General features: G+C 55.8%; 14 protein-coding genes. 8 read left to right on the top strand and 6 right to left on the bottom strand.

Going from position 1 to position 18,564, the window contains the following annotated elements; translation table 11 throughout:
* The first annotated feature begins 204 nt into the window (after window positions 1-204).
* The 3 genes from hisD (at window position 205) to ABIE59_RS15960 (ending at window position 3,541) form a co-directional block, all read left to right on the top strand.
* Window positions 205-1,524: a histidinol dehydrogenase gene (gene hisD, locus ABIE59_RS15970; protein WP_354448480.1), complete on the top strand. Its 1,320-nt coding sequence runs from the start codon at window positions 205-207 to the stop codon at window positions 1,522-1,524.
* Complete coding sequence (gene hisC / locus ABIE59_RS15965; protein ID WP_354448478.1) at window positions 1,517-2,578, top strand: histidinol-phosphate transaminase; 1,062 nt, start codon at window positions 1,517-1,519, stop codon at window positions 2,576-2,578. Before hisD ends, hisC begins: the two co-directional genes overlap by 8 nt.
* A gap of 219 nt (window positions 2,579-2,797) precedes the next feature.
* Window positions 2,798-3,541 carry a Nif3-like dinuclear metal center hexameric protein gene (locus tag ABIE59_RS15960; RefSeq protein ID WP_354448476.1) on the top strand — a complete coding sequence of 248 codons (744 nt, stop codon included), beginning with the start codon at window positions 2,798-2,800 and terminating at the stop codon, window positions 3,539-3,541.
* A gap of 225 nt (window positions 3,542-3,766) precedes the next feature.
* Here ABIE59_RS15960 and ABIE59_RS15955 read toward each other — a convergent pair whose 3' ends face one another.
* Window positions 3,767-4,204: a Z-ring associated ZapG family protein gene (locus ABIE59_RS15955; RefSeq protein WP_058092005.1), complete on the bottom strand. Its 438-nt coding sequence runs from the start codon at window positions 4,202-4,204 to the stop codon at window positions 3,767-3,769.
* A 236-nt stretch (window positions 4,205-4,440) separates the two neighbouring features.
* Between ABIE59_RS15955 and zapE the strand changes: the two genes are divergently transcribed.
* The 5 genes from zapE (at window position 4,441) to ABIE59_RS15930 (ending at window position 13,352) form a co-directional block, all read left to right on the top strand.
* Complete coding sequence (zapE, locus tag ABIE59_RS15950; RefSeq protein ID WP_354448526.1) at window positions 4,441-5,538, top strand: cell division protein ZapE; 1,098 nt, start codon at window positions 4,441-4,443, stop codon at window positions 5,536-5,538.
* A 167-nt stretch (window positions 5,539-5,705) separates the two neighbouring features.
* On the top strand, window positions 5,706-6,890 hold the full coding sequence (locus tag ABIE59_RS15945; protein ID WP_354448473.1) for a thiolase family protein: 1,185 nt from the start codon (window positions 5,706-5,708) through the stop codon (window positions 6,888-6,890).
* Window positions 6,891-7,110: 220 nt separating this feature from the next.
* On the top strand, window positions 7,111-9,009 hold the full coding sequence (locus ABIE59_RS15940) for a DUF1302 domain-containing protein (RefSeq protein WP_354448471.1): 1,899 nt from the start codon (window positions 7,111-7,113) through the stop codon (window positions 9,007-9,009).
* 33 nt (window positions 9,010-9,042) lie between these two features.
* Entirely contained in the window at window positions 9,043-10,404 is a 1,362-nt protein-coding gene (locus ABIE59_RS15935; protein ID WP_354448469.1) for a DUF1329 domain-containing protein, read from the top strand.
* A 260-nt stretch (window positions 10,405-10,664) separates the two neighbouring features.
* Entirely contained in the window at window positions 10,665-13,352 is a 2,688-nt protein-coding gene (locus tag ABIE59_RS15930) for a helix-turn-helix transcriptional regulator (protein ID WP_502915378.1), read from the top strand.
* Here ABIE59_RS15930 and yihG read toward each other — a convergent pair whose 3' ends face one another.
* The 5 genes from yihG to yacG form a co-directional block, all read right to left on the bottom strand.
* Complete coding sequence (gene yihG, locus ABIE59_RS15925; RefSeq protein ID WP_354448465.1) at window positions 13,353-14,249, bottom strand: 1-acylglycerol-3-phosphate O-acyltransferase, YihG family; 897 nt, start codon at window positions 14,247-14,249, stop codon at window positions 13,353-13,355.
* A gap of 32 nt (window positions 14,250-14,281) precedes the next feature.
* Window positions 14,282-15,199 carry a glucosaminidase domain-containing protein gene (locus ABIE59_RS15920; RefSeq protein ID WP_354448463.1) on the bottom strand — a complete coding sequence of 306 codons (918 nt, stop codon included), beginning with the start codon at window positions 15,197-15,199 and terminating at the stop codon, window positions 14,282-14,284.
* 85 nt (window positions 15,200-15,284) lie between these two features.
* Window positions 15,285-17,504 (bottom strand): hypothetical protein, encoded by a 2,220-nt coding sequence (locus tag ABIE59_RS15915; RefSeq protein ID WP_354448461.1) that lies wholly within the window; start codon window positions 17,502-17,504, stop codon window positions 15,285-15,287.
* Between the two features lie 128 nt (window positions 17,505-17,632).
* Complete coding sequence (locus ABIE59_RS15910; RefSeq protein WP_354448459.1) at window positions 17,633-18,199, bottom strand: YfaZ family outer membrane protein; 567 nt, start codon at window positions 18,197-18,199, stop codon at window positions 17,633-17,635.
* A 166-nt stretch (window positions 18,200-18,365) separates the two neighbouring features.
* A complete protein-coding gene (yacG, locus tag ABIE59_RS15905) occupies window positions 18,366-18,554 on the bottom strand; it encodes a DNA gyrase inhibitor YacG (protein ID WP_354448457.1) in 189 nt (62 codons plus the stop codon).
* Window positions 18,555-18,564 lie beyond the last annotated feature (10 nt).

Genomic DNA, 18,564 nt, shown 5'->3' with positions numbered 1-18,564 from the left:
AGGCCTTTCCAAAAACCGCTACGAGCACATCCATGTGCGCTTCTCTCAGGCCATCCTTGGCCTTCGAAATTTTTGGAAAGGCCTACCCGATGGCTTTCGCGTGCTTTTGAGCTTGGAAGCCCCTGAGCTTTGTTGAATATTCCCCGATTCGCTGGCGGGTAATCCAGCGGTTGTAAGTTTTCAATCCAACGCAGGATTAACGAGATGAACGACAGAATCACCAGACTGACGACAACCCAGAGCGACTTTGATGGTGCGCTGGCCAAGCTGTTGGCGTGGGATGACAGTGTTGACCATCAGGTGAATGAGTCGGTTCGGCATATTCTGCGTGAGGTGAAAACCCGTGGCGATGCGGCGGTTCTGGAGTTTACCGAGAAGTTTGACCGGTTGAAGGTCAGTTCCATGGCGGAGTTGGAGATGGACAAGGGTCGTCTTCAGGAAGCGTTGGGGCGGATTCCTCAGGATCAGCGGGTGGCTCTGGAGAAAGCGGCTGAGCGGGTTCGGGATTATCATGCGCGGCAGGATCAGAAGTCCTGGCAGTATGAAGATGAGGATGGGACGATTCTGGGGCAGAAGGTGACGCCTCTGGATCGGGCCGGACTTTATGTGCCCGGTGGTAAGGCGGCGTATCCGTCTTCGGTGCTGATGAATGCCATTCCGGCGAAGGTGGCGGGTGTTGGTGAGTTGATCATGGTGGTTCCGACGCCGGATGGTGTGGTGAACGATATGGTTCTTGCGGCGGCTGCGATTGCCGGAGTGGATCGGGTGTTTACGCTCGGGGGCGCGCAAGCTGTGGCAGCGCTGGCCTATGGTACCGAGACTATACCGGCGGTGGACAAGATTGTGGGCCCCGGCAATATTTTTGTGGCCACAGCCAAGCGGGAAGTGTTCGGGGTTGTGGGTATCGACATGATCGCCGGCCCGTCTGAGATCCTGGTGATTTGCGATGGCAAAACCGACCCGGACTGGATCGCTATGGATCTGTTCTCCCAGGCCGAGCACGACGAACAGGCCCAGAGTATTCTGATCAGCCCGGATGCGGCTTTTCTGGATGCGGTGGAAGCCAGCATCAACAAGCTGCTGCCGACCATGGAACGGGATGAGATTATTCGCACGTCCATGATTGGCCGTGGTGCGCTGATTCACGTGGCCGATTTGAAAGAAGCGGCGGCTGTCTCCAACCGCATCGCTCCCGAACATCTGGAGCTGTCCGTGGAAGATCCGCAGGCCATGCTGGACGACATCCGCCACGCCGGTGCTATTTTCATGGGCCGTTACACCGCCGAGGCCCTCGGTGACTACTGTGCCGGCCCGAACCACGTACTGCCTACCAGCGGTACGGCAAGGTTCAGCTCGCCGCTGGGCGTTTACGATTTCCAGAAGCGCTCCTCCCTGATCGGCTTCAGCCCTGAGGGTGCCGACCGGATGGGGCGCGTAGCCTCAGTGCTGGCACGGGGTGAGGGCCTGACGGCCCACGCCCGCTCTGCCGAATATCGCATTAAAGAGAACCCTGCCAATGAGTAAGTTCTGGAGCGCGCTGGTCAGCGAATTGCAACCCTATGTACCGGGTGAGCAGCCGAAAATGGCCAACCTGGTCAAGCTGAACACCAACGAAAATCCCTTCGGGCCATCCCCGAAGGTGATTGCAGCCATTCAGTCTGAACTGAACGACAACCTCCGCCTGTACCCGGACCCGGAAGGGCTTGCGCTGAAAGTGGCGATCGCTGACTATCATGCGGATTACGGTATTTCCGCCAAGCAGGTGTTCGTAGGTAACGGTTCAGACGAGGTTCTGGCCCACATCTTCCAGGGCTTGCTCAAGCACGACAAACCGATCCTGTTTCCGGACATTACTTACAGCTTCTACCCGGTGTACTGCGGTCTGTATCAGATCGAAAGCGATGTCATCCCGCTGACCGAAAGCTTCGAAATCAATCCGGAAGACTACAAGCGCCCCAACGGCGGCATCATCTTCCCGAATCCGAATGCGCCTACCGGTCGGTATCTTGGGCTGGAGCATGTGGGAGAAATCCTGAAGGCGAATCCGGACAGCGTGGTGGTGGTTGACGAAGCCTATGTAGACTTCGGTGGTGAGACGGCTATTTCATTGGTCAATCAATACCCGAACCTTCTGGTCAGCCAGACTCTGTCCAAGGCTCGTTCGTTGGCCGGCCTTCGAGTAGGTTTTGCCGTGGGTAATGAGGAACTGGTTGAGGCTTTGAATAGAGTTAAAGACAGCTTCAATTCCTACCCGCTCGATCGTCTGGCGTTGGTCGGTGCGATCGCGGCGTTTGAAGATAGCGAGTGGTTTGAGAAATGCTGCGGCGGTGTGATCGAAGAGCGCGAAAAGGTGAAAGCGGAACTTGAGAGGCTTGGCTTTGATGTCTTGCCTTCAAAAGCAAACTTTGTTTTTGCTCGTCACCCGATGCACGCGGGCGCCGATATTGCCGCCAAGCTGAGAGGGCAGGGCATTATCGTTCGTCACTTCAACAAGCCGCGCATTAGCGACTTCCTGCGAATTACTATTGGTACGAGCGATCAAAATAACGCGTTGATCAAGGGCCTTGATTCTCTCTAAGTTGACAGCAGACTTGTGAGAGGGTCAGCGCTTTAGGTATGGCGCATCGCAAGGGGCTGGAAAGGCTTTCCAAAAAACGCTCCTTGCGGCACATCCCTGTGGCGCTTGGGCTCCGCCATCCATGGCTCCGCACATTTTTGGAAAGCCTTTCCAGCCCCTCGCCCCAAGCTTATGTGCGCGCTGAATCAACCCTGAATATTAGCGAGATAGGGGGTATACATGGCAAACCGAAACGAAATCCTCGCCAAAATCAACGAGTGGCTCCAGCCGGAAAATTTCCAAGACTATGCCCCGAACGGCCTGCAAGTAGAGGGTAGTGAGTACGTAAGCGTTATCGTGTCCGGGGTAACAGCATCGCAGGCGTTGATCGACGAAGCTGTAAAACAAAACGCCGATATGATTCTGGTCCACCACGGCTACTTCTGGAAAGGCGAAGACCAGGCCATCCGCGGCATGAAGAAGAACCGCATCAAGCAGCTGCTGGATAACGACATCAACCTGGTGGCCTACCACCTGCCGCTCGATGACCATCCCGAATATGGCAACAACCGCCAACTCGCCAATGTCCTGAATATCCAGAACCCCACGCCGATCGGCGGACTGGTTTGGCAGGGCGAATTCCCTGAGCCGATATCGCCAGAAGCCTTCGGTCTCCACATCGCCAGGGCTCTTCACCGTCAGCCCCTTCATGTAGGAGACGGCCCAGAGAAAATCAAAACGGTAGCTTGGTGCACCGGCGCCGCCCAAGGGTTCATCAACATAGCCTTGAATGCGGGTGTTGATGCTTACATCAGCGGGGAAATTTCAGAGCCGACCACTCACACTGCCAGAGAGTGCGGAATCCATTACTTTGCAGCGGGCCACCACGCCACAGAACGCTATGGTGTTCAGGCGTTGGGGGAGGCGCTAGCCAGGGAGTTTGAAGTGAAGCACCAGTTTATTGACTGTGATAATCCGGTCTAGTTTCTCGGCTTAATCACTGGAGAGCAGAGACATCGTAATTAGGGTAGAGGCTCGCTGAGGGATCTGGTGGTTGGGCTGGGGATGGCTTTCCAAAAATTTCGAAGGCCATGGATGGCCTGAGAGAAGCGCACATGGATGTGCTCGTAGCGGTTTTTGGAAAGCCATCCCCAGCCCAACCAAACTCCGCTGGCAGATGGCTTGTACCGTGCTTGAAGACCTCGGTGATCAAGCAGACCGCTTGGTACCATCCGCATTCAGGCCATAATCCTCGGCCAGTGTGCCTTTGTCCTCAGGATCAGCCTTCGGCGCATAATCCCGTGGTGGCTCTGAGTTTTCATCACTGCCGTGCTCCAGCCGTCCAGAACCGTCCTGTCCAAGCTCTTCCAGCCAGTCCTCATCATTACAAAGCCGGTTCGCGCCGCGCGCCATATGCTGATTCACATCGCGATAAGCATCATTAAACCGGCGCAGCAAATGCGCAGACTCCATAAAGTGCTCATTCACCTGTGCCTGATAGCGAGTAAACTCACTGCGCAATTCTTCAATTTGCTGCTCTGCCCGGCGCTGCCGGAGCGTTGCTCCCTGGCCTGAGCGGCCGACCAAAATCCCGATGACAATGCCAACCACCAACGCGGCTACTGCCGCCAGAATCAGGTTTGTCATATAAAAACGTCCTTTCGTTGCATGCGAGTGAGCTAATCCTCATTCAAAGAGTATAACTCCCCTGGCTGATTGAGCCCATGGCCAAACACTGAGCCAATCGTCGTATTGCCCCAGTGCCCACCCGGCGTGGCGAAAAAGTGCGAAATAAGCGACAATACCGCGCCGAAAATCAAACACCATTACAATCCCGGGAAACCCTGATGACAGCAGCCATGTCTTCTGAAACCGTCGCGAACCTGAGCCCTTGGGAGCGTTACCAAAAGGACCTTGAGCGCCCGGACTTTCATAAAGACCCGGCCCAGGAGGATGCCGTCCGTCGCCTTCAGGCACTGTACGACAAACTGGTCGATGCCGAAAGTGAGCGAAATAAAGGTTTGGCGAAACTGCGCCGTAAACTGAAAAAGGGCCGGGAGGAGCCGGTCAAGGGGCTCTATTTCTGGGGCGGTGTCGGCCGCGGCAAGACCTACCTGATGGATACCTTCTACGAAGCGTTGCCGTTTGACCGCAAGATGCGAGTGCATTTTCATCGCTTCATGCAGCGGGTTCACAACGAACTGAAACAGCTCAAAGGCGAGAAAAATCCGCTGGACCGGGTGGCGAAAAAGTTTGCCGATGAGACCCGTGTTATCTGCTTTGATGAGTTCTTTGTCTCCGATATCGGTGACGCCATGATTCTCGCTACTCTCATGGACGGATTGTTTGGCCGTGGTGTTACGTTGGTATGCACGTCGAACATCGTGCCAGATGGCCTCTATAAAGATGGCTTGCAACGGGCCCGTTTCCTGCCGGCTATCGAGCTGGTGAAGAAGCATACCGATGTGGTGAACGTCGACGGCGGCGTGGACTACCGGTTGAGAACTCTCGAACAGGCAGAGCTTTACCATTGCCCGCTGGACGATCAGGCCGATGTGAGCCTGCGCACCAGTTTTGATGGCCTTGCAGTCGAGGCAGGCAAGCACAGTAAAACCATGGAAATCAACGGGCGAAAAATACCCGCAGAAGCGCACGCAGATGACGTGGTGTGGTTTGATTTCAAATCTGTCTGTGATGGCCCGCGCAGTCAGAACGATTACATTGAAATGGCGCGCCAGTTTCACGCCATTATCATCAGCAACGTGCCGCAGTTGGGCAAAAACAACGACGATCAGGCGCGCCGCTTTATCAATATGATTGACGAGTTCTACGACCGAAACGTCAAAGTCATCATTTCGGCTGCCGCCCCCATCACCGAACTCTACACCGGCGGCCGCCTGAGCTTCGAATTTGAGCGCACCGAATCCCGCCTGCTGGAAATGCAATCCCGGGAATACCTGGAAGCGCCTCATAAGCCATAGGGTCTGTCCCCGCACGGGGACTGACCCATTTTGGACTCCAGCTCCAAAAAATACGAGCGGGTACAGGGTCTGCCCCCGCAGGGGACTGGCCCACTTTAGAACCCAACTCCACAAAAGAGGGTCAGTCCCCCTGCGGGGGCAGACCCGTTACCAAGAGAGATCACAATATGAGCCAAGACAACGTAGTCATCGTAAGCGGCGTTCGCACCCCCATGGGCGGATTTATGGGCAGCCTTGCCCCTGTCTCAGCTCCTGAACTGGGCGCTATTTCCATCGCCGAAGCCGTCAAACGCGCTGGCCTGCAGCCTGCCGATATCCAGGAAGTCATCATGGGCAACGTTCTGCCTGCCGGTCTCAAACAAGGCCCGGCACGCCAGGCTATGCGTAAAGCCGGTCTGCCGGACAGCACCGGAGCCACCACCATCAACAAGCTGTGCGGCTCCGGCATGAAAGCGGCCATGTTGGCCCACGACCTGATCAAGGCTGGTACCAACGACATTATGGTTGCAGGCGGTATGGAGAGTATGTCCAACGCACCCTATGTACTGCTTGGCGCCCGCCAGGGCTATCGCATGGGTCCCGGGCAGGCTCCGCAGGATCACATGTTCCTGGACGGTCTGGAAGATGCGGAAACCGGTCGCCTGATGGGTTCCTTTGCCCAGGAAATGGCGGACAAAAAGGGCTACAGCCGGGAAGATATGGATGAGTACGCCATCCAGTCCCTGACTCGCGCCAAGAAAGCCATCGAGGAAGGCTTGCTTAAAGAAGAAATCATCCCCGTCACCGTGAAAACCCGCAAAGGTGAGGTAGTTGTTGAAGATGACGAGCAGCCACACGCTGCCAATATCGAGAAGATCCCGACCCTGCGCCCGGCATTTGCCAAAGATGGTACCGTGACCGCCGCAAACGCTTCTTCTATTTCTGACGGTTCCTCCGCTCTGGTTCTGATGCGCGAGTCCGAAGCTGAGAGGCGCGGCCTGAAGCCGATGGCACGTATCGTGGCCCATAGCACCCAGTCCCAGCACCCGAGTGAGTTCACCTGCGCCCCGGTAGGAGCCATTGAAACTCTGTTCGAGAAAACCGGCTGGACCAAAGACGACGTTGATCTGTTCGAAATTAACGAAGCTTTCGCCATGGTTGCCATGATGCCGATTAAAGAACTCGGCCTGGACCCGGAGAAGGTGAACGTGCACGGCGGCGCCTGTGCCCAGGGCCATCCGGTAGGCTCCACCGGTTCCCGCCTGCTTGTCACGCTGATGCATTCATTGAAGCACTATGGCAAGAAAAAAGGCGTTGCGGCGCTGTGTATTGGTGGCGGTGAAGCCACCGCCATGGCCATCGAAGTTCTGTAATACAGTCAAAGTGGTTGCACTCCCGAATCTTGTCTATAGTGAGGGAGTGCGAGAACACGGCTAAACGGAGAGTGACAGCAAAATCATACTTTTGACTGATCAAAGCCCCCAAAGGCCTTAGCTATAGTGCAAGCATCACGGCACTGTATGCACAGCCGCCAAGACACCAAAATCAGAACAACCGAGCAGCGACTCAGAACAACAACGGAGTAGCCTTCCAATGACAAGAAAAACTCAACCGTGGCAGCGTTGGACCAAGTTACCGCTTGCCGTCGCCATAGCCGCCGGCGTGTCCGCCCCGGCCTCTGCTATCTCCTTTAACGTGGGAGATGTTGACGCGCAGTTCAATACCACGTTGTCAGCTGGTGTGGGCTGGAGGACGCAGGACCGGGACAGGCGCCTGATCGCTCCGGGCAACCTGGGCCCTGAATATGCGCCTGGTCAGCCATTCGACAACATTGGTTCATCCACCAACAATTATGACGACGGCAACCTGAACTTTGAAAAGGGCGATACCTATTCCAAGATTGTCAAAGGCAACAGTGAGCTTTTCCTCGATTATGCGGTAGACAGCAACCTCTTGACTCGTGTCGGTGGTTTGGTTCGCGGCCGTTACTGGTACGACTTCGAGCTGAAAGATGAAAGCCGTGCCGTTGATGATGTAGGTCAGCGGCGCGAACTGAACAGCAAGGCGAAAGGTAATGCCTCCGGTGGTGAGATCCTGGATGCCTATATTTTTACCGACTGGTATGTGGGTAACACTCCGATCAGTGCCCGTTACGGTAAACAGGTTGTCAGCTGGGGAGAAAGCACCTTCATTCAGGGTGGCGTCAATGTTATTAACCCGATTGACGTCCCAGCGTTCAGGGCTCCGGGTTCCGAACTGAAAGATGCTTTGCTGCCGGTCGAAATGTTCTATGTGTCTGCTGGCCTCACCGATACCATTACGGTAGAAGCGTTCGTTCAGGCAGACTGGGAGCCAGTTCGCCTTGACGATTGCGGCACCTTCTTCTCAACGAACGATTTTGTTGCCGACGGCTGTGGCCCGATATTGCTTGCCGGCCAGTTGCCGGACTCACAGGCTTTGGCTCAGGGTTTTATCGCGCCCCGGCTGGCTGATAAAGAGGCCGATTCCAAAGACCAGTTCGGTGTTGCGCTGCGCTGGTACGTGCCGGCGCTGAACGATTCCGAATTCGGGTTCTATTACATCAAATACAACAGTCGCCTGCCGTACGTTAGCGGTCTGGTAAATAACCCGGCCTCTCCAACTACAACGCAGCAGAATGATCCCAATCTGCCGAACTCCACTTTCCCGAGCTACTATATCGAGTATCCCGAGAACATTAATCTATACGGTATCAGTGTCAACACCACCACTCCGGGTGGCTGGTCCTTGGGCGCAGAATATAGCTTCCGCGATAACGTACCTTTGCAGTGGAACGCGTTTGAATTGATCTTCGGCGGTTTGCAGCAACGTGGGCCTAATGGCGAAGTTCTGAGTAAGCTAGAGACACAAGTCCGAGCACAAAATCCTGAAGCGAACCTGGCCGGTAAGGCCGTTGAAGGCTATGATCGCTTCAAGGTCTCACAGGCGCAGTTCACATTAATCAAGTTCTTTGATCAGGTGATGGGGGCGAGCCGTATGTCCCTGATAACTGAGTTTGGGGCGACCTACGTGCACGATCTGCCGGATTCGTCAGAGGCTCGTTACGGTCGTTCTGGTACCTTTGGTATTGGTGAGCTTCCTCTGGCTTCCCTCGGCGGCGCTGATTTTTGCGCGCTTGGCGCAAACCTCAACAGCAACTACTGTAACAACGAAGGCTTTACCACGTCCTTCTCCTGGGGTTACCGTTCCCGCCTGGTTTGGGACTACCCCAACGTATTCGCGGGCATTAACCTGTCGCCGCAATTGGCCTGGAGCCACGATGTAAAAGGTTATGCGCCTCAACCCGGTGGTGCTTTCAACGAGGGCAACAAAGCCATCGGTCTGTCTCTGGAGGCGGTATACCAGAACAGAATCACCGGCAACATCGGTTACACAAACTTTTTCGGTGGCAAACCGTATAACGAGTTGACCGACCGTGATTTTGTGGCAGCCAGTGTCTCTTACTCATTCTGAACCGGAAAGAATTCGTTCAACGAGGTAATTTAAATGAAACTGAACAAGAAACTACTGGCCACCGGCGTACTGGCTGCAAGTCTCTTTGCGGGTCAGGCCTGGGGCGCGGTTTCTGCTGAAGAAGCAGCCAAGCTGGGCGACACGCTCACGCCGATGGGCGCAGAGCGCGCCGGTAACGGTGGTGATATTCCTGATTGGACAGGTGGGATGACAACACCGCCGGAGGGTTACAAGGGTGATGGTATTTATATCAATCCATTCCCGAACGAGCAGCCGAAGTTTGTGATCGATCAGAGCAACGTTGATCAGTATGCAGACAAGCTGTCTCCGGGTCAGATCGCCATGATCCGCCAGTATCCGAACTATAAAATGCCGGTCTACCCGACTCACCGTACGGCGGTCTATCCCCAGAACATCATGGATGAAACGGTGAAGAATGCGACTCGTTCCGAGTTGATTCAGAACGGTAACGGTATCGGAAATTACGAGAATGCAACGCCGTTCCCGATCCCGCAAAATGGGCTGGAAGTAATCTGGAACCACATCACCCGGTACCGTGGTGGCTCGGTTCAGCGCAACATTGGCCAGGTGACGCCTACTGCCAACGGGGCATACTCGGTGGTTCAGTTCCAGGACGAACTGACCTGGAACCGTTACCTGGCGGACTATGAGCCTGGCCAGGACGATAACGTACTGTTCTACTTCAAGCAGGCGATTACCGCGCCGGCCCGCCTGGCGGGTAACGTACTGCTGGTACATGAAACTCTGGATCAGGTGAAGGAGCCTCGCCGGGCCTGGGTTTACAATGCTGGTCAACGCCGTGTTCGTCGCGCCCCCCAGGTGGCCTACGACGGGCCGGGTACAGCGTCTGACGGCATGCGTACCTCTGACAACCTCGACATGTTCAACGGTGCTCCGGATCGCTATAACTGGGAACTGCTTGGCAAGAAAGAGATGTACATTCCGTACAACTCCTACGAGCTGGTTGACCGTAACCTCAGCTACGATGACATCATCAAAGCGGGCCATATCAACCAGAATCTGACTCGATATGAGTTACACCGAGTATGGCATGTGCGTGCGACGCTGAAAGATGGTGAGCGCCATGTGTACGCACAGCGCGACTTCTACATCGATGAGGACACCTGGCAGGCAGCTGTGATCGATCATTATGATGGTCGTGGTGAGCTTTGGCGTGTCGCGGAAGCCCATTCCATGCAGTTCTACGACCAGGACGTGCCTTGGTACGCCCTCGAAGTACTGTATGACCTGTTGTCTGGCCGCTACCTTGCACTGGGGCTGACCAACGAAGAAAGCAACCCATACAGCTTCGGGGTAGAGCGCTATTCCCGGGATTACACGCCGGCCGCCCTGCGCCGGGCAGGTACCCGGTAACGGACAGGTATAGCAGTAGTTAAAAACGGCGGGCCATTGGCCCGCCGTTTTTTGTAGTGGCAACCGAACTTTTGGTGTTAAAAATCTGCCACTGACAAACTTTTTACACGTCAAAATTTTGCAGCTCACCCCACCTTTGGTTTAACCTTCCGGTAAGCGACTCATACTAAAGGCGTACCCGATGCAGGACGCCAAGCCAGAATCCGTGAAAAGAAGGTTCTTTTTACGCCGGCCTGCGAATAGCAGGAAGCCGGTTTCAAATGGGGCAGTGCGTGAAATCCTATAATGATGGCTGTGCAGCCAACGATGAATTTCAGTCCGCCAACAATGGCCTTGTGCATGGAGAGCTTGTGCGAGACCTTCTGGAGCAAAGGCTTCAGATGCCGGCAATTCCTGTCTCCAGGCTAATCCGGCCAGAGCTGGACCAGCAGATCCTGGCCGCTATGTCGCCAGGGCATCTGTTGTTTCTGGAGGCGCCCAGTGGTTATGGCAAAACCCACTCCCTGGTCAGCGCGCTCAATGCTGCGCCGGATGCCAGTATTCGTTGGGTTACACTTAACGGCGGTGACAACGCCCCTTCTCGTTTTCTCTCACTGTTGGCCACGGCCCTTGGTCTGTCTGACGTCTCAGCGCCAAATGGCGGTACTTTCCAGGATCATCTTTCTGTTCTTCTGGTCACCAAAGCCCGAAAGAAGGAGTCCAATCGGGATGTACTGGTTCTGGATAATCTTCATCATCTGACGAACCCGGCTGTGGTGGGATTACTCCACCAACTGGCCACGAACATTCCTGGCAACCTGGCGGTGGTGATGGCATCACGTTTACCCCTGCCGTTTGAAAGCCACACGCTGGATCTGCAGGGTGTCTACCAGCACTTATCTGTGGATCGCCTCGAGTTCTCCCGGTCGGAAACGTTCGAGTTTTTTCAGCAAGCACGTGATGAACGCCTGATTACCAGTGTGGCCATCGACCACCTGTACAATCTGACGGAAGGCTGGCCAACCCCATTGGCCCTGTACTTTCGTGAGCTCGCTCGTGGCGATGAAAGAAAGCCGGTTCACGAAACCGAGTCCGTGGAACGGTTTATCAAGAGCACCGTGCTTGCGCCGCTGGCGCAGTCACAGGTTCGCAGTTTGCGAGTGATGGCGGAGCTTGAAAGCTGTTCAGATGAGCTGTTCCTGACACTGGAGGGCACCACCGCAGAGCCAGATATGCCGCCATCGTCGGCGGCGGAACGCGGATTGCCATTAAAGCAGGTGCCGGGGAGGGGGCGTTGGTATCGTTTGAACCCATTGCTCCAAGCCTGGTTACAGGCGCCCATGATGGGCGGTTATGCCACCCGTATGTTGATGGCAAGCCGTTGGTTTGGGCAAAGGGAGCAGTTTCCGGAGGCGCTCAAGTACGCCTTGCTGGCGGGTGAAAATGATGAAGTCATACGCATCGCGTCCGAGGGCACCGAGGCACTGCTGTTGGGGCAAGACACGGCTTCGTTGCTGACGCTGCGACGAAGCCTGCCTGCCCAGTTGCTGGAGCGGAGTGCCAGGCTGCGAATTGTCTACGGCTGGGTTCATGCGATTGGTGGCCAATTCCGCCAGGCGCGAGAGTTGCTCGAATCGTTCAGTGTGTCAGATCTAAGGGAACAGGAAGCCCGAATATACGCCCTCAAGGCGTTCATCCTGCGCGGTGAGGGCTTCGTCGGGCCTGCGCTTGAAATGGCTGACAAGGCGCTGGCGACTGGCGGTTTGTCTACTCAGGCGCAACTGGTGACTCAGATTGTCAGGTCCAGCGCGTTATGCGCTGGTGGATACTTTCAGGAAGCGCGGGATGCCAACAGAACGGCTGCAAAGCTGGCCAGGGAAGCCGGTGACTCTGGTTCTGAAGCCCTGGCAGTCTATGCCCACGCGAGAATCGAGTTGGGAAAGGGGGCGCTGGGCCATGCCGAGCAGCTTTTACGGACCGGGCTGGACACCGCGATGCAGGAGCTCAGCCGGCCTGCACGGATTGGAGAAACCCGCTTACAACTGAACCTTGTTCTGGTGCTCTGGCATAAAGGGCGCATCAAAGAGGCCGATCGCCTGCTGGTGAGTTGTGCACGGCATGCGGAGCAAACCCGGGATCTGGGCCTGCTGCTGGCAATGGCGTTGAGGGTTCTTATGTGTCGGGCTCAGGGCCGGATGGATGATGCATTTGTGTGGATTGGTCGTGCTGAACGTACCATGCATTCCTGGCAGGTTGATGAGGCTGTCTATTTGCCGGTGCTTGAGGCGCTGAAAGCGAGCTGCTGGTTGGCCTGCGGCCAACCGGAAAGCGCTGTTCAGGCCATGGCCAAGCTGGCACCTTACCGAAAGGACGGCTGTGTACCCGAACTGTTCCCGATGATTCCAGGCCTGCTGGACTGTTTGCAGGTGAGGATTGACCTGGTGAACGGTGACCTGATACGAGCCCGAGAGCACCTTTCTGCCGTATACCAACGCTATGAAGATGCGTTGCCGAGGGGGCTTCAATTGCACGCGGGGTTGCTGGACGCCGTTCTGCTGGCAGAAGAAAAAGGACTGCCAGCGGGCAGGCGGCAGCTGGAAAGTGTCATCAGAGAGGCTGCCAGAGAGCACTTTATCAGTCCTTTCGCCGAACTGATGCAAGAGCTGCGCCCGCTTATGGAGAAGACCTTCAGAGGGATGGAACAGAGTCCCTTCACCAGTGCCTTGGGCGAGCTGTTTGGTATCGAGGGTGCAGTGGTGGTTGCCGATGCGCTCGCGGAGCCAATCAGTGACCGGGAGCAGGGTGTTCTTGAGTTGATTGCCAAGGGCCTGTCAAACCAGGAAATCGCAGACAAGCTGCACATCTCCCTGCATACGGTGAAAACCCATGCCCGCAGAATCAATGCCAAGCTGGAAGTGAAGTCCAGAACCCAGGCGATTGTGCGGGCCCGGGAGTTGGGGCTGCTTTAGTCAGCCCCCGGCCTTCAGCTCCTCAATCCGGGCATCTTTCTCCGCCCATATCTCGCTTATCCAACGCTGGAAGTCCACGCGCAGTTCCCGGTTACCCTCATAATCCATACCCAGAAATCGCTCTGGTACCTCCCGGGTGCGAATGTCGATAATGATCTTGTCTACCCTGCCGCACAGGTAGTCCCAGATGCCCGGCTTGCCGTTGGGGTACACGATGGTCACATCCAGCATGGTGTGAATCATCTCGCCCATGGCGCCAAATACAAACGCCGTTCCACCGGCGCGGGGTTTCAGCAGGTTTTTATAGGGTGAATTCTGGCGGGCCTGTTTTTCTGGTGTAAAGCGGGTGCCTTCCATAAAGTTGAAGATGGTCACTGGCGTGTAGCGAAATTTCTCACAGGCAGCTCGGGTGGCTGCGATGTCTTTGCCTTTCAGTTCAGGACGTTTGGCGATCTGCTCTTTGGTATGGCGATGCATGAACGGAAAATCCAGCGCCCACCAGGCAACGCCCAACAGTGGTACCCAGATCAATTGCTTCTTGAGAAAAAACTTCAGCAAGGGGATCTTGCTGTTCAGCACGTACTGGATTGCGGGGATGTCTGTCCAGCTCTGGTGGTTACAGGTCACGAAGTACCAATGCCTGCGACTTAGCTCCTGGGTGCCACGAACGTCCCATTCAACCTTGTGGAACAGTTTAACCAGTGTGTTGTTGAACCCGATCCAGTACCAGGCGATGCCATTGACGATCACCGTGCAGCCCTTGCGCACGGCGATCACCGGAATCACCAGTTTGATGATCGCAAACAGCAGCAGGAACGGAAGGAAAATAACGGTATTAAGCAAAATAAGCAGAACCACCAAAACCCCTTTCAACGGGGCGGGCAGAAAATTGAGCATGGGTACTATCTCTGTACGTTCAGGTTGTTGTGTCAGCCTTCAAACGGACTGGCCAGGTTGCCTTCCGCGCCGGGTAGCAGTGTGGTATCCGCGTCTGTCGAGGCCAGTTGCTCGAATGTATTGAGAGTGCGGTTTCCCAAGAGTTTCCGGAATTCATGGTCATAGAATTCAAGGTTGTTGTACCGAATCATGGAACGTATCTCTTTTATATACTCCTCACCCCGCTCGGAATAGCCGAGTAGGCCTTCCGCCATCTCAAGGCCAGAAAGTGGCTTGTCTGCCTGTCGGTTCTGCAACCGGAGTTCCCTGACCAGTTGATAGGTGGGGTGTCGGTTCAGATTCTGGATATAGGAGCGCACGGACTGATAGGGAGAGGAAAATCTGGCCACCTCATGGCTAGCTCCCTCAACACGGCTCAGAGGTACAAGCCCACAGCCTTTGCTGAAGCACCACTGGCCGAACAGGTTGTTTCCCTCGGTGGCAAAGCGGGAGGTGCCCCAGGCGGATTCATTAGCCGCCTGTGCCAGGATCAGGGACGGCGGAATCACATCCAGGCGCTTTCGTAACAGCGCGAATTGCTCATCGCTTCCTGGTACGGCATCAACCCTCAAACGCTGAGCCTGCTCTGCCAGCCACTTCTCCTCCCGATTTGAAAGTTCGGTTTTGCTGGCAAGTGACTCAAGGTATTCGCGCTCAAGCAGAATTCGAGAGTTGGCCAGAACAATCCGCGGGTACAGGAACGAGAAGAAGGCAACTTTACGCTCGGTGGTGTCGCGATAGACAGAGAAGTCAGGCAGGTCACCCTGGGCCCAGGCCGGCAGGCGGGGCAAGGATGCCAGAACCACCTCACCATCTTCATCTGAACTGTCAGGTGGGACGTAGAGGGCACCGGCAAGAGCAAACAAAACCAAAGATACAAGCAGCATCAGCGCCCGGTTAACTGCAGTCATAAAACCTCTCGTATTTATGGGTATATCAGGCGATATGGCAGAAATTATAACAGGTTATACGTGCGCGTCCTGATGATTGGTTCTGTCAGTCCGCTTCCGGGATCATCGTGGCGATCAGTAACCCGGTCTGAAACTCGGGGCCGGTGTCGTCACGCAAGGTCAGAAATATCTGGTCACCGACTCCTGTATAGAATCCCGCGAGTGTGAGTTCGCCGCCGCTGAGGGTGATCTCACCGTTTTCCGAGGCAGTGACGCCGAGTGAGGACGCCAGGCTCGCTTGCTTCGGCTCAGAGATGATACTTGATGGGATGTCGTGGTGAATTTCAAAGCCAGTAGCGTTAATGGTCGCGCTGCTGGTGTTGTCCAGTTCCAGTATGCCGTTTTGGATCTGGTGCATCCGACTGGTGTGATCGGTCATTGAGAGTATAACCCCCTGGAGCCTGTAGCGGGCCGGCACCAGTGAGTCAGTGGGAGCTTGCCCTGCAATCACCAGGCCGTCGCCAAGGTAACTGTCGTCCAGGTTGAAGGCCATCAGTGAGCCGTCCGGGGTGGCGGCGCCAAGGCCCATATCCGGTGTTCCAAACTCATCGCCTGGCTGGTCCTCATAGAGGGTCAGCCTGCCGATATGCTGGTCTGACTGGCTCAAGCGAGACAATCGGTTTGCCAGATTCCAGTCACCGGTTCCGGGGTTCGCCTCTGTTCGCACCTGACCGTTACTGGCCCTGACAAGCCTGAACTGCTCAAGTGCCACATCGGCGATGAGCCGGTTTCCGTCAGAGGTTTGAGTGTTCCAGATGCCGTGCCCGGTTTCAAAAACCAATGGGTCATCTTCATTGCCGAATCGGGGCGCGATATACACCAGGTTATAGCGCTGCTCTGCCAGTGTGGACAAGCTGAAATCGCTGCTGCGCTCCAGGTGGAGCTCAAACACAGAAAGGTAGTGATCCTCCAGAGTATCCTGACGTTTGAGTTTGCCGCCCTCTTCCAACAGTTCAATGGCTTTGCCGGCCGAGAAATAGCTGGTGAGCACGCGGTCCGGGCTGCTGTCCTGGTCCGCCGGCGCGGAGGTGAAGGCATCCAGGTAATAGGGATTTCGGGTCCACCCGGTAATTCTGCTGCTATTGCGATCGGTCACGCTCTGGTACAAGGCACGCCCCGCCAGTAACCGCGCGGGATCGAACGCATCAGCGCTCTGGGTGTCGGTTCGGGGTGGGGTCAGTGTTGCTGCCCCAGGAGCGCTTGAATGGCTGTTGCGGGCCCAAAGATCTGAACTCCGGTTGAAGAAAGTCTGGGCGCCGCCGTTGTCCAAACCGTGAATCAGTGTTTGCCGATCATATGGAATGTCGGTGGCCAAAGAGGTGACATTGATATTGAACGCTTCAAATGACGTAAGTGTGAGCGCTGGGTAAAGATAGGCGCTGCCGGTGGCTGTGAGCGCCTCTTCCTGGGCGGTACGGACCCCCCATTGGCCGGCACCGAGCGCATTGGATTCCCTGAAGGTCTGACCAAGCTCAAGCCCAAGGAATATCGAATTGTAATCGGCTGAACTGGCACGGACGGTGTCTGAATTATCCTGGCCCAGCAGGGCATAATCTGCCATGGCAGCCACATAGGCTTTGAAATCGGCCCGGTCATCAAGGCGTTTGAGGGCGCTGGCGATACTCGCATTGCTGGCGATATCGATCTCGAAGTCATGCACCTGGTCCGCGACCGTGCCCCAGACATACTTATTCAGGCACAGGCTGCTGTTGACACAATTCATGACCGTCTGAAAATCGACGGCATCGTAGTTCCCCAGCCCCTCCACAACCAGGTAATGGGAAAAGGGGTTTACCTTCACATCCCGGTCCGAGTCGGAGGCAAGGGCTTTGAGCGTTGTGCCGCGATAGGAGGCTTCGATAACCACATCGGGCCCAATGGGGACCCCATCCTCAAACGCAATGATCAGGTAACCATCATCGTCCGTGGCAGTTGAAAAACGCACCGTGCCAAGGTCTTTCCTGAGGGTATAGTCCGTACGGTAAACCTCAACACGATCGGGCACTACGATCCTAAGGTTTCTGCGGGTAGGCTCACCTTGCGGCGCAAGACTGGCAGGCACTTCCATGGTCACCCGGACCTCATTCGGCCTCAGCCCGCGGGCGTTGCTGGAGTCCCCGGTGCTGCCAGGGCTGAAATCATCCAGGGCATTGACGGCATTGCCGAACCGGTTCGGGATCTCCTTGACACCATCAATAGCGCTGTCGCCACTGCAGGCGGTGAGTATCAGGGTGGCGGCCAGAAGGGTGGGGAGGTTCAGTCTCATGCCAGGCAATCCGTTAGTAAGTATCGGGGAAGCCTAACAACAAAAAGCGGGTGAGAGCGTGAGGAGTAGCACGAATCCGCTACCCGGCGAGCATGCCGGGCAGCGAATACTTTGCCGGTGTGGGTCGGTCAGAAGAAAATCTTGATCCCTGCCAGCACACCTTCATCCAGATTGATGTCTGGGGAGCCGGCAAAGTCCAGCTCTGTGTTCAGGTAGCGGTAACCGGCAAACACCTCTGCATTGCGAATCACGCGGTAGCTTCCCCGCAGCTCCAGGCTGGTCATGTCGTCGGAATCACCGAAAGACAGAATGGTTGGGGCGTAGTGCAGGCTGCCGCTGAATGACAGGCCGGGTACGTCCGGAACATTCACGGTGGCGAAACCACCAAGACCAACGGCGCCACCATCCACGTTTTGGCGGCGCTCATCATAGAAGACGCCCTTCAGGCCAACGCCCGCGGTGGTTGGCAGGTTGCCAATGGACGTGCGGCCCTGTGCGTGAAAGTCGACATTACCAATATGGCGACGGCTGTCACGGTAGGTGTAGCCTGTACCCAGCTGAATGTCGTTTTGCGCACCGAAAAAGTTGACCTGGCCCTTCACAGAGTTGTTGGTCAGGCTCAGATCCAGATCAGCGGCAAATACCGGGGCAGCTGCCAGAGAAAGCGCCAGAGCGGAGATGCGGGTTACTTTCATGTTTACACCTTTGTTGCTGTCGTGTTGATTCGGGCCGGCTGGAACTGCCGGCATCAGCGATAGTTATGACTGAGAGGATGGTAACGACCTGCCAACCGCATCACAACTTAAATGCCCGTAAGTCGTTGGAAAGGGTTGTCAGTCGGGCTGATGCGGCCTTGCCGGTTCAGTGCCGGGTGGCGTCTTCGATCTGGTCTAGATCATCCGGAGAAACGTTCTCGGCCGGCACCCGATATTCCTCATTGGCCCAGGCGCCAAGATCAATCAGCTTGCATCGTTCAGAACAGAAAGGGCGATACGGATTGGATTCCGTCCATTCGACGGACTTTTTGCAGGTGGGGCATTCAACGTTCATATCAGGATCC

Source organism: Marinobacter sp. MBR-99 (genome assembly GCF_040547575.1).
In the GTDB taxonomy this organism is placed as follows: Bacteria; Pseudomonadota; Gammaproteobacteria; order Pseudomonadales; family Oleiphilaceae; genus Marinobacter.
The sequence above is the reverse complement of the archived record's forward strand: the minus strand, read 5'-3'. Positions and strand labels throughout refer to the sequence as shown.

Excerpts from the sequence above, each read along its gene's own strand:
- ABIE59_RS15960 (WP_354448476.1), top strand. The coding sequence starts at position 2,798 with ATGGCAAACCGAAACGAAATCCTCGCCAAAATCAACGAGTGGCTCCAG.
- hisC (WP_354448478.1), top strand. The coding sequence starts at position 1,517 with ATGAGTAAGTTCTGGAGCGCGCTGGTCAGCGAATTGCAACCCTATGTA.
- ABIE59_RS15935 (WP_354448469.1), top strand. The coding sequence starts at position 9,043 with ATGAAACTGAACAAGAAACTACTGGCCACCGGCGTACTGGCTGCAAGT.
- hisD (WP_354448480.1), top strand. The coding sequence starts at position 205 with ATGAACGACAGAATCACCAGACTGACGACAACCCAGAGCGACTTTGAT.
- yihG (WP_354448465.1), bottom strand. The coding sequence starts at position 14,249 with ATGCTCAATTTTCTGCCCGCCCCGTTGAAAGGGGTTTTGGTGGTTCTG.
- ABIE59_RS15915 (WP_354448461.1), bottom strand. The coding sequence starts at position 17,504 with ATGAGACTGAACCTCCCCACCCTTCTGGCCGCCACCCTGATACTCACC.
- ABIE59_RS15945 (WP_354448473.1), top strand. The coding sequence starts at position 5,706 with ATGAGCCAAGACAACGTAGTCATCGTAAGCGGCGTTCGCACCCCCATG.
- ABIE59_RS15930 (WP_502915378.1), top strand. The coding sequence starts at position 10,665 with ATGGGGCAGTGCGTGAAATCCTATAATGATGGCTGTGCAGCCAACGAT.
- ABIE59_RS15940 (WP_354448471.1), top strand. The coding sequence starts at position 7,111 with ATGACAAGAAAAACTCAACCGTGGCAGCGTTGGACCAAGTTACCGCTT.
- ABIE59_RS15910 (WP_354448459.1), bottom strand. The coding sequence starts at position 18,199 with ATGAAAGTAACCCGCATCTCCGCTCTGGCGCTTTCTCTGGCAGCTGCC.
- yacG (WP_354448457.1), bottom strand. The coding sequence starts at position 18,554 with ATGAACGTTGAATGCCCCACCTGCAAAAAGTCCGTCGAATGGACGGAA.
- ABIE59_RS15955 (WP_058092005.1), bottom strand. The coding sequence starts at position 4,204 with ATGACAAACCTGATTCTGGCGGCAGTAGCCGCGTTGGTGGTTGGCATT.
- ABIE59_RS15920 (WP_354448463.1), bottom strand. The coding sequence starts at position 15,199 with ATGACTGCAGTTAACCGGGCGCTGATGCTGCTTGTATCTTTGGTTTTG.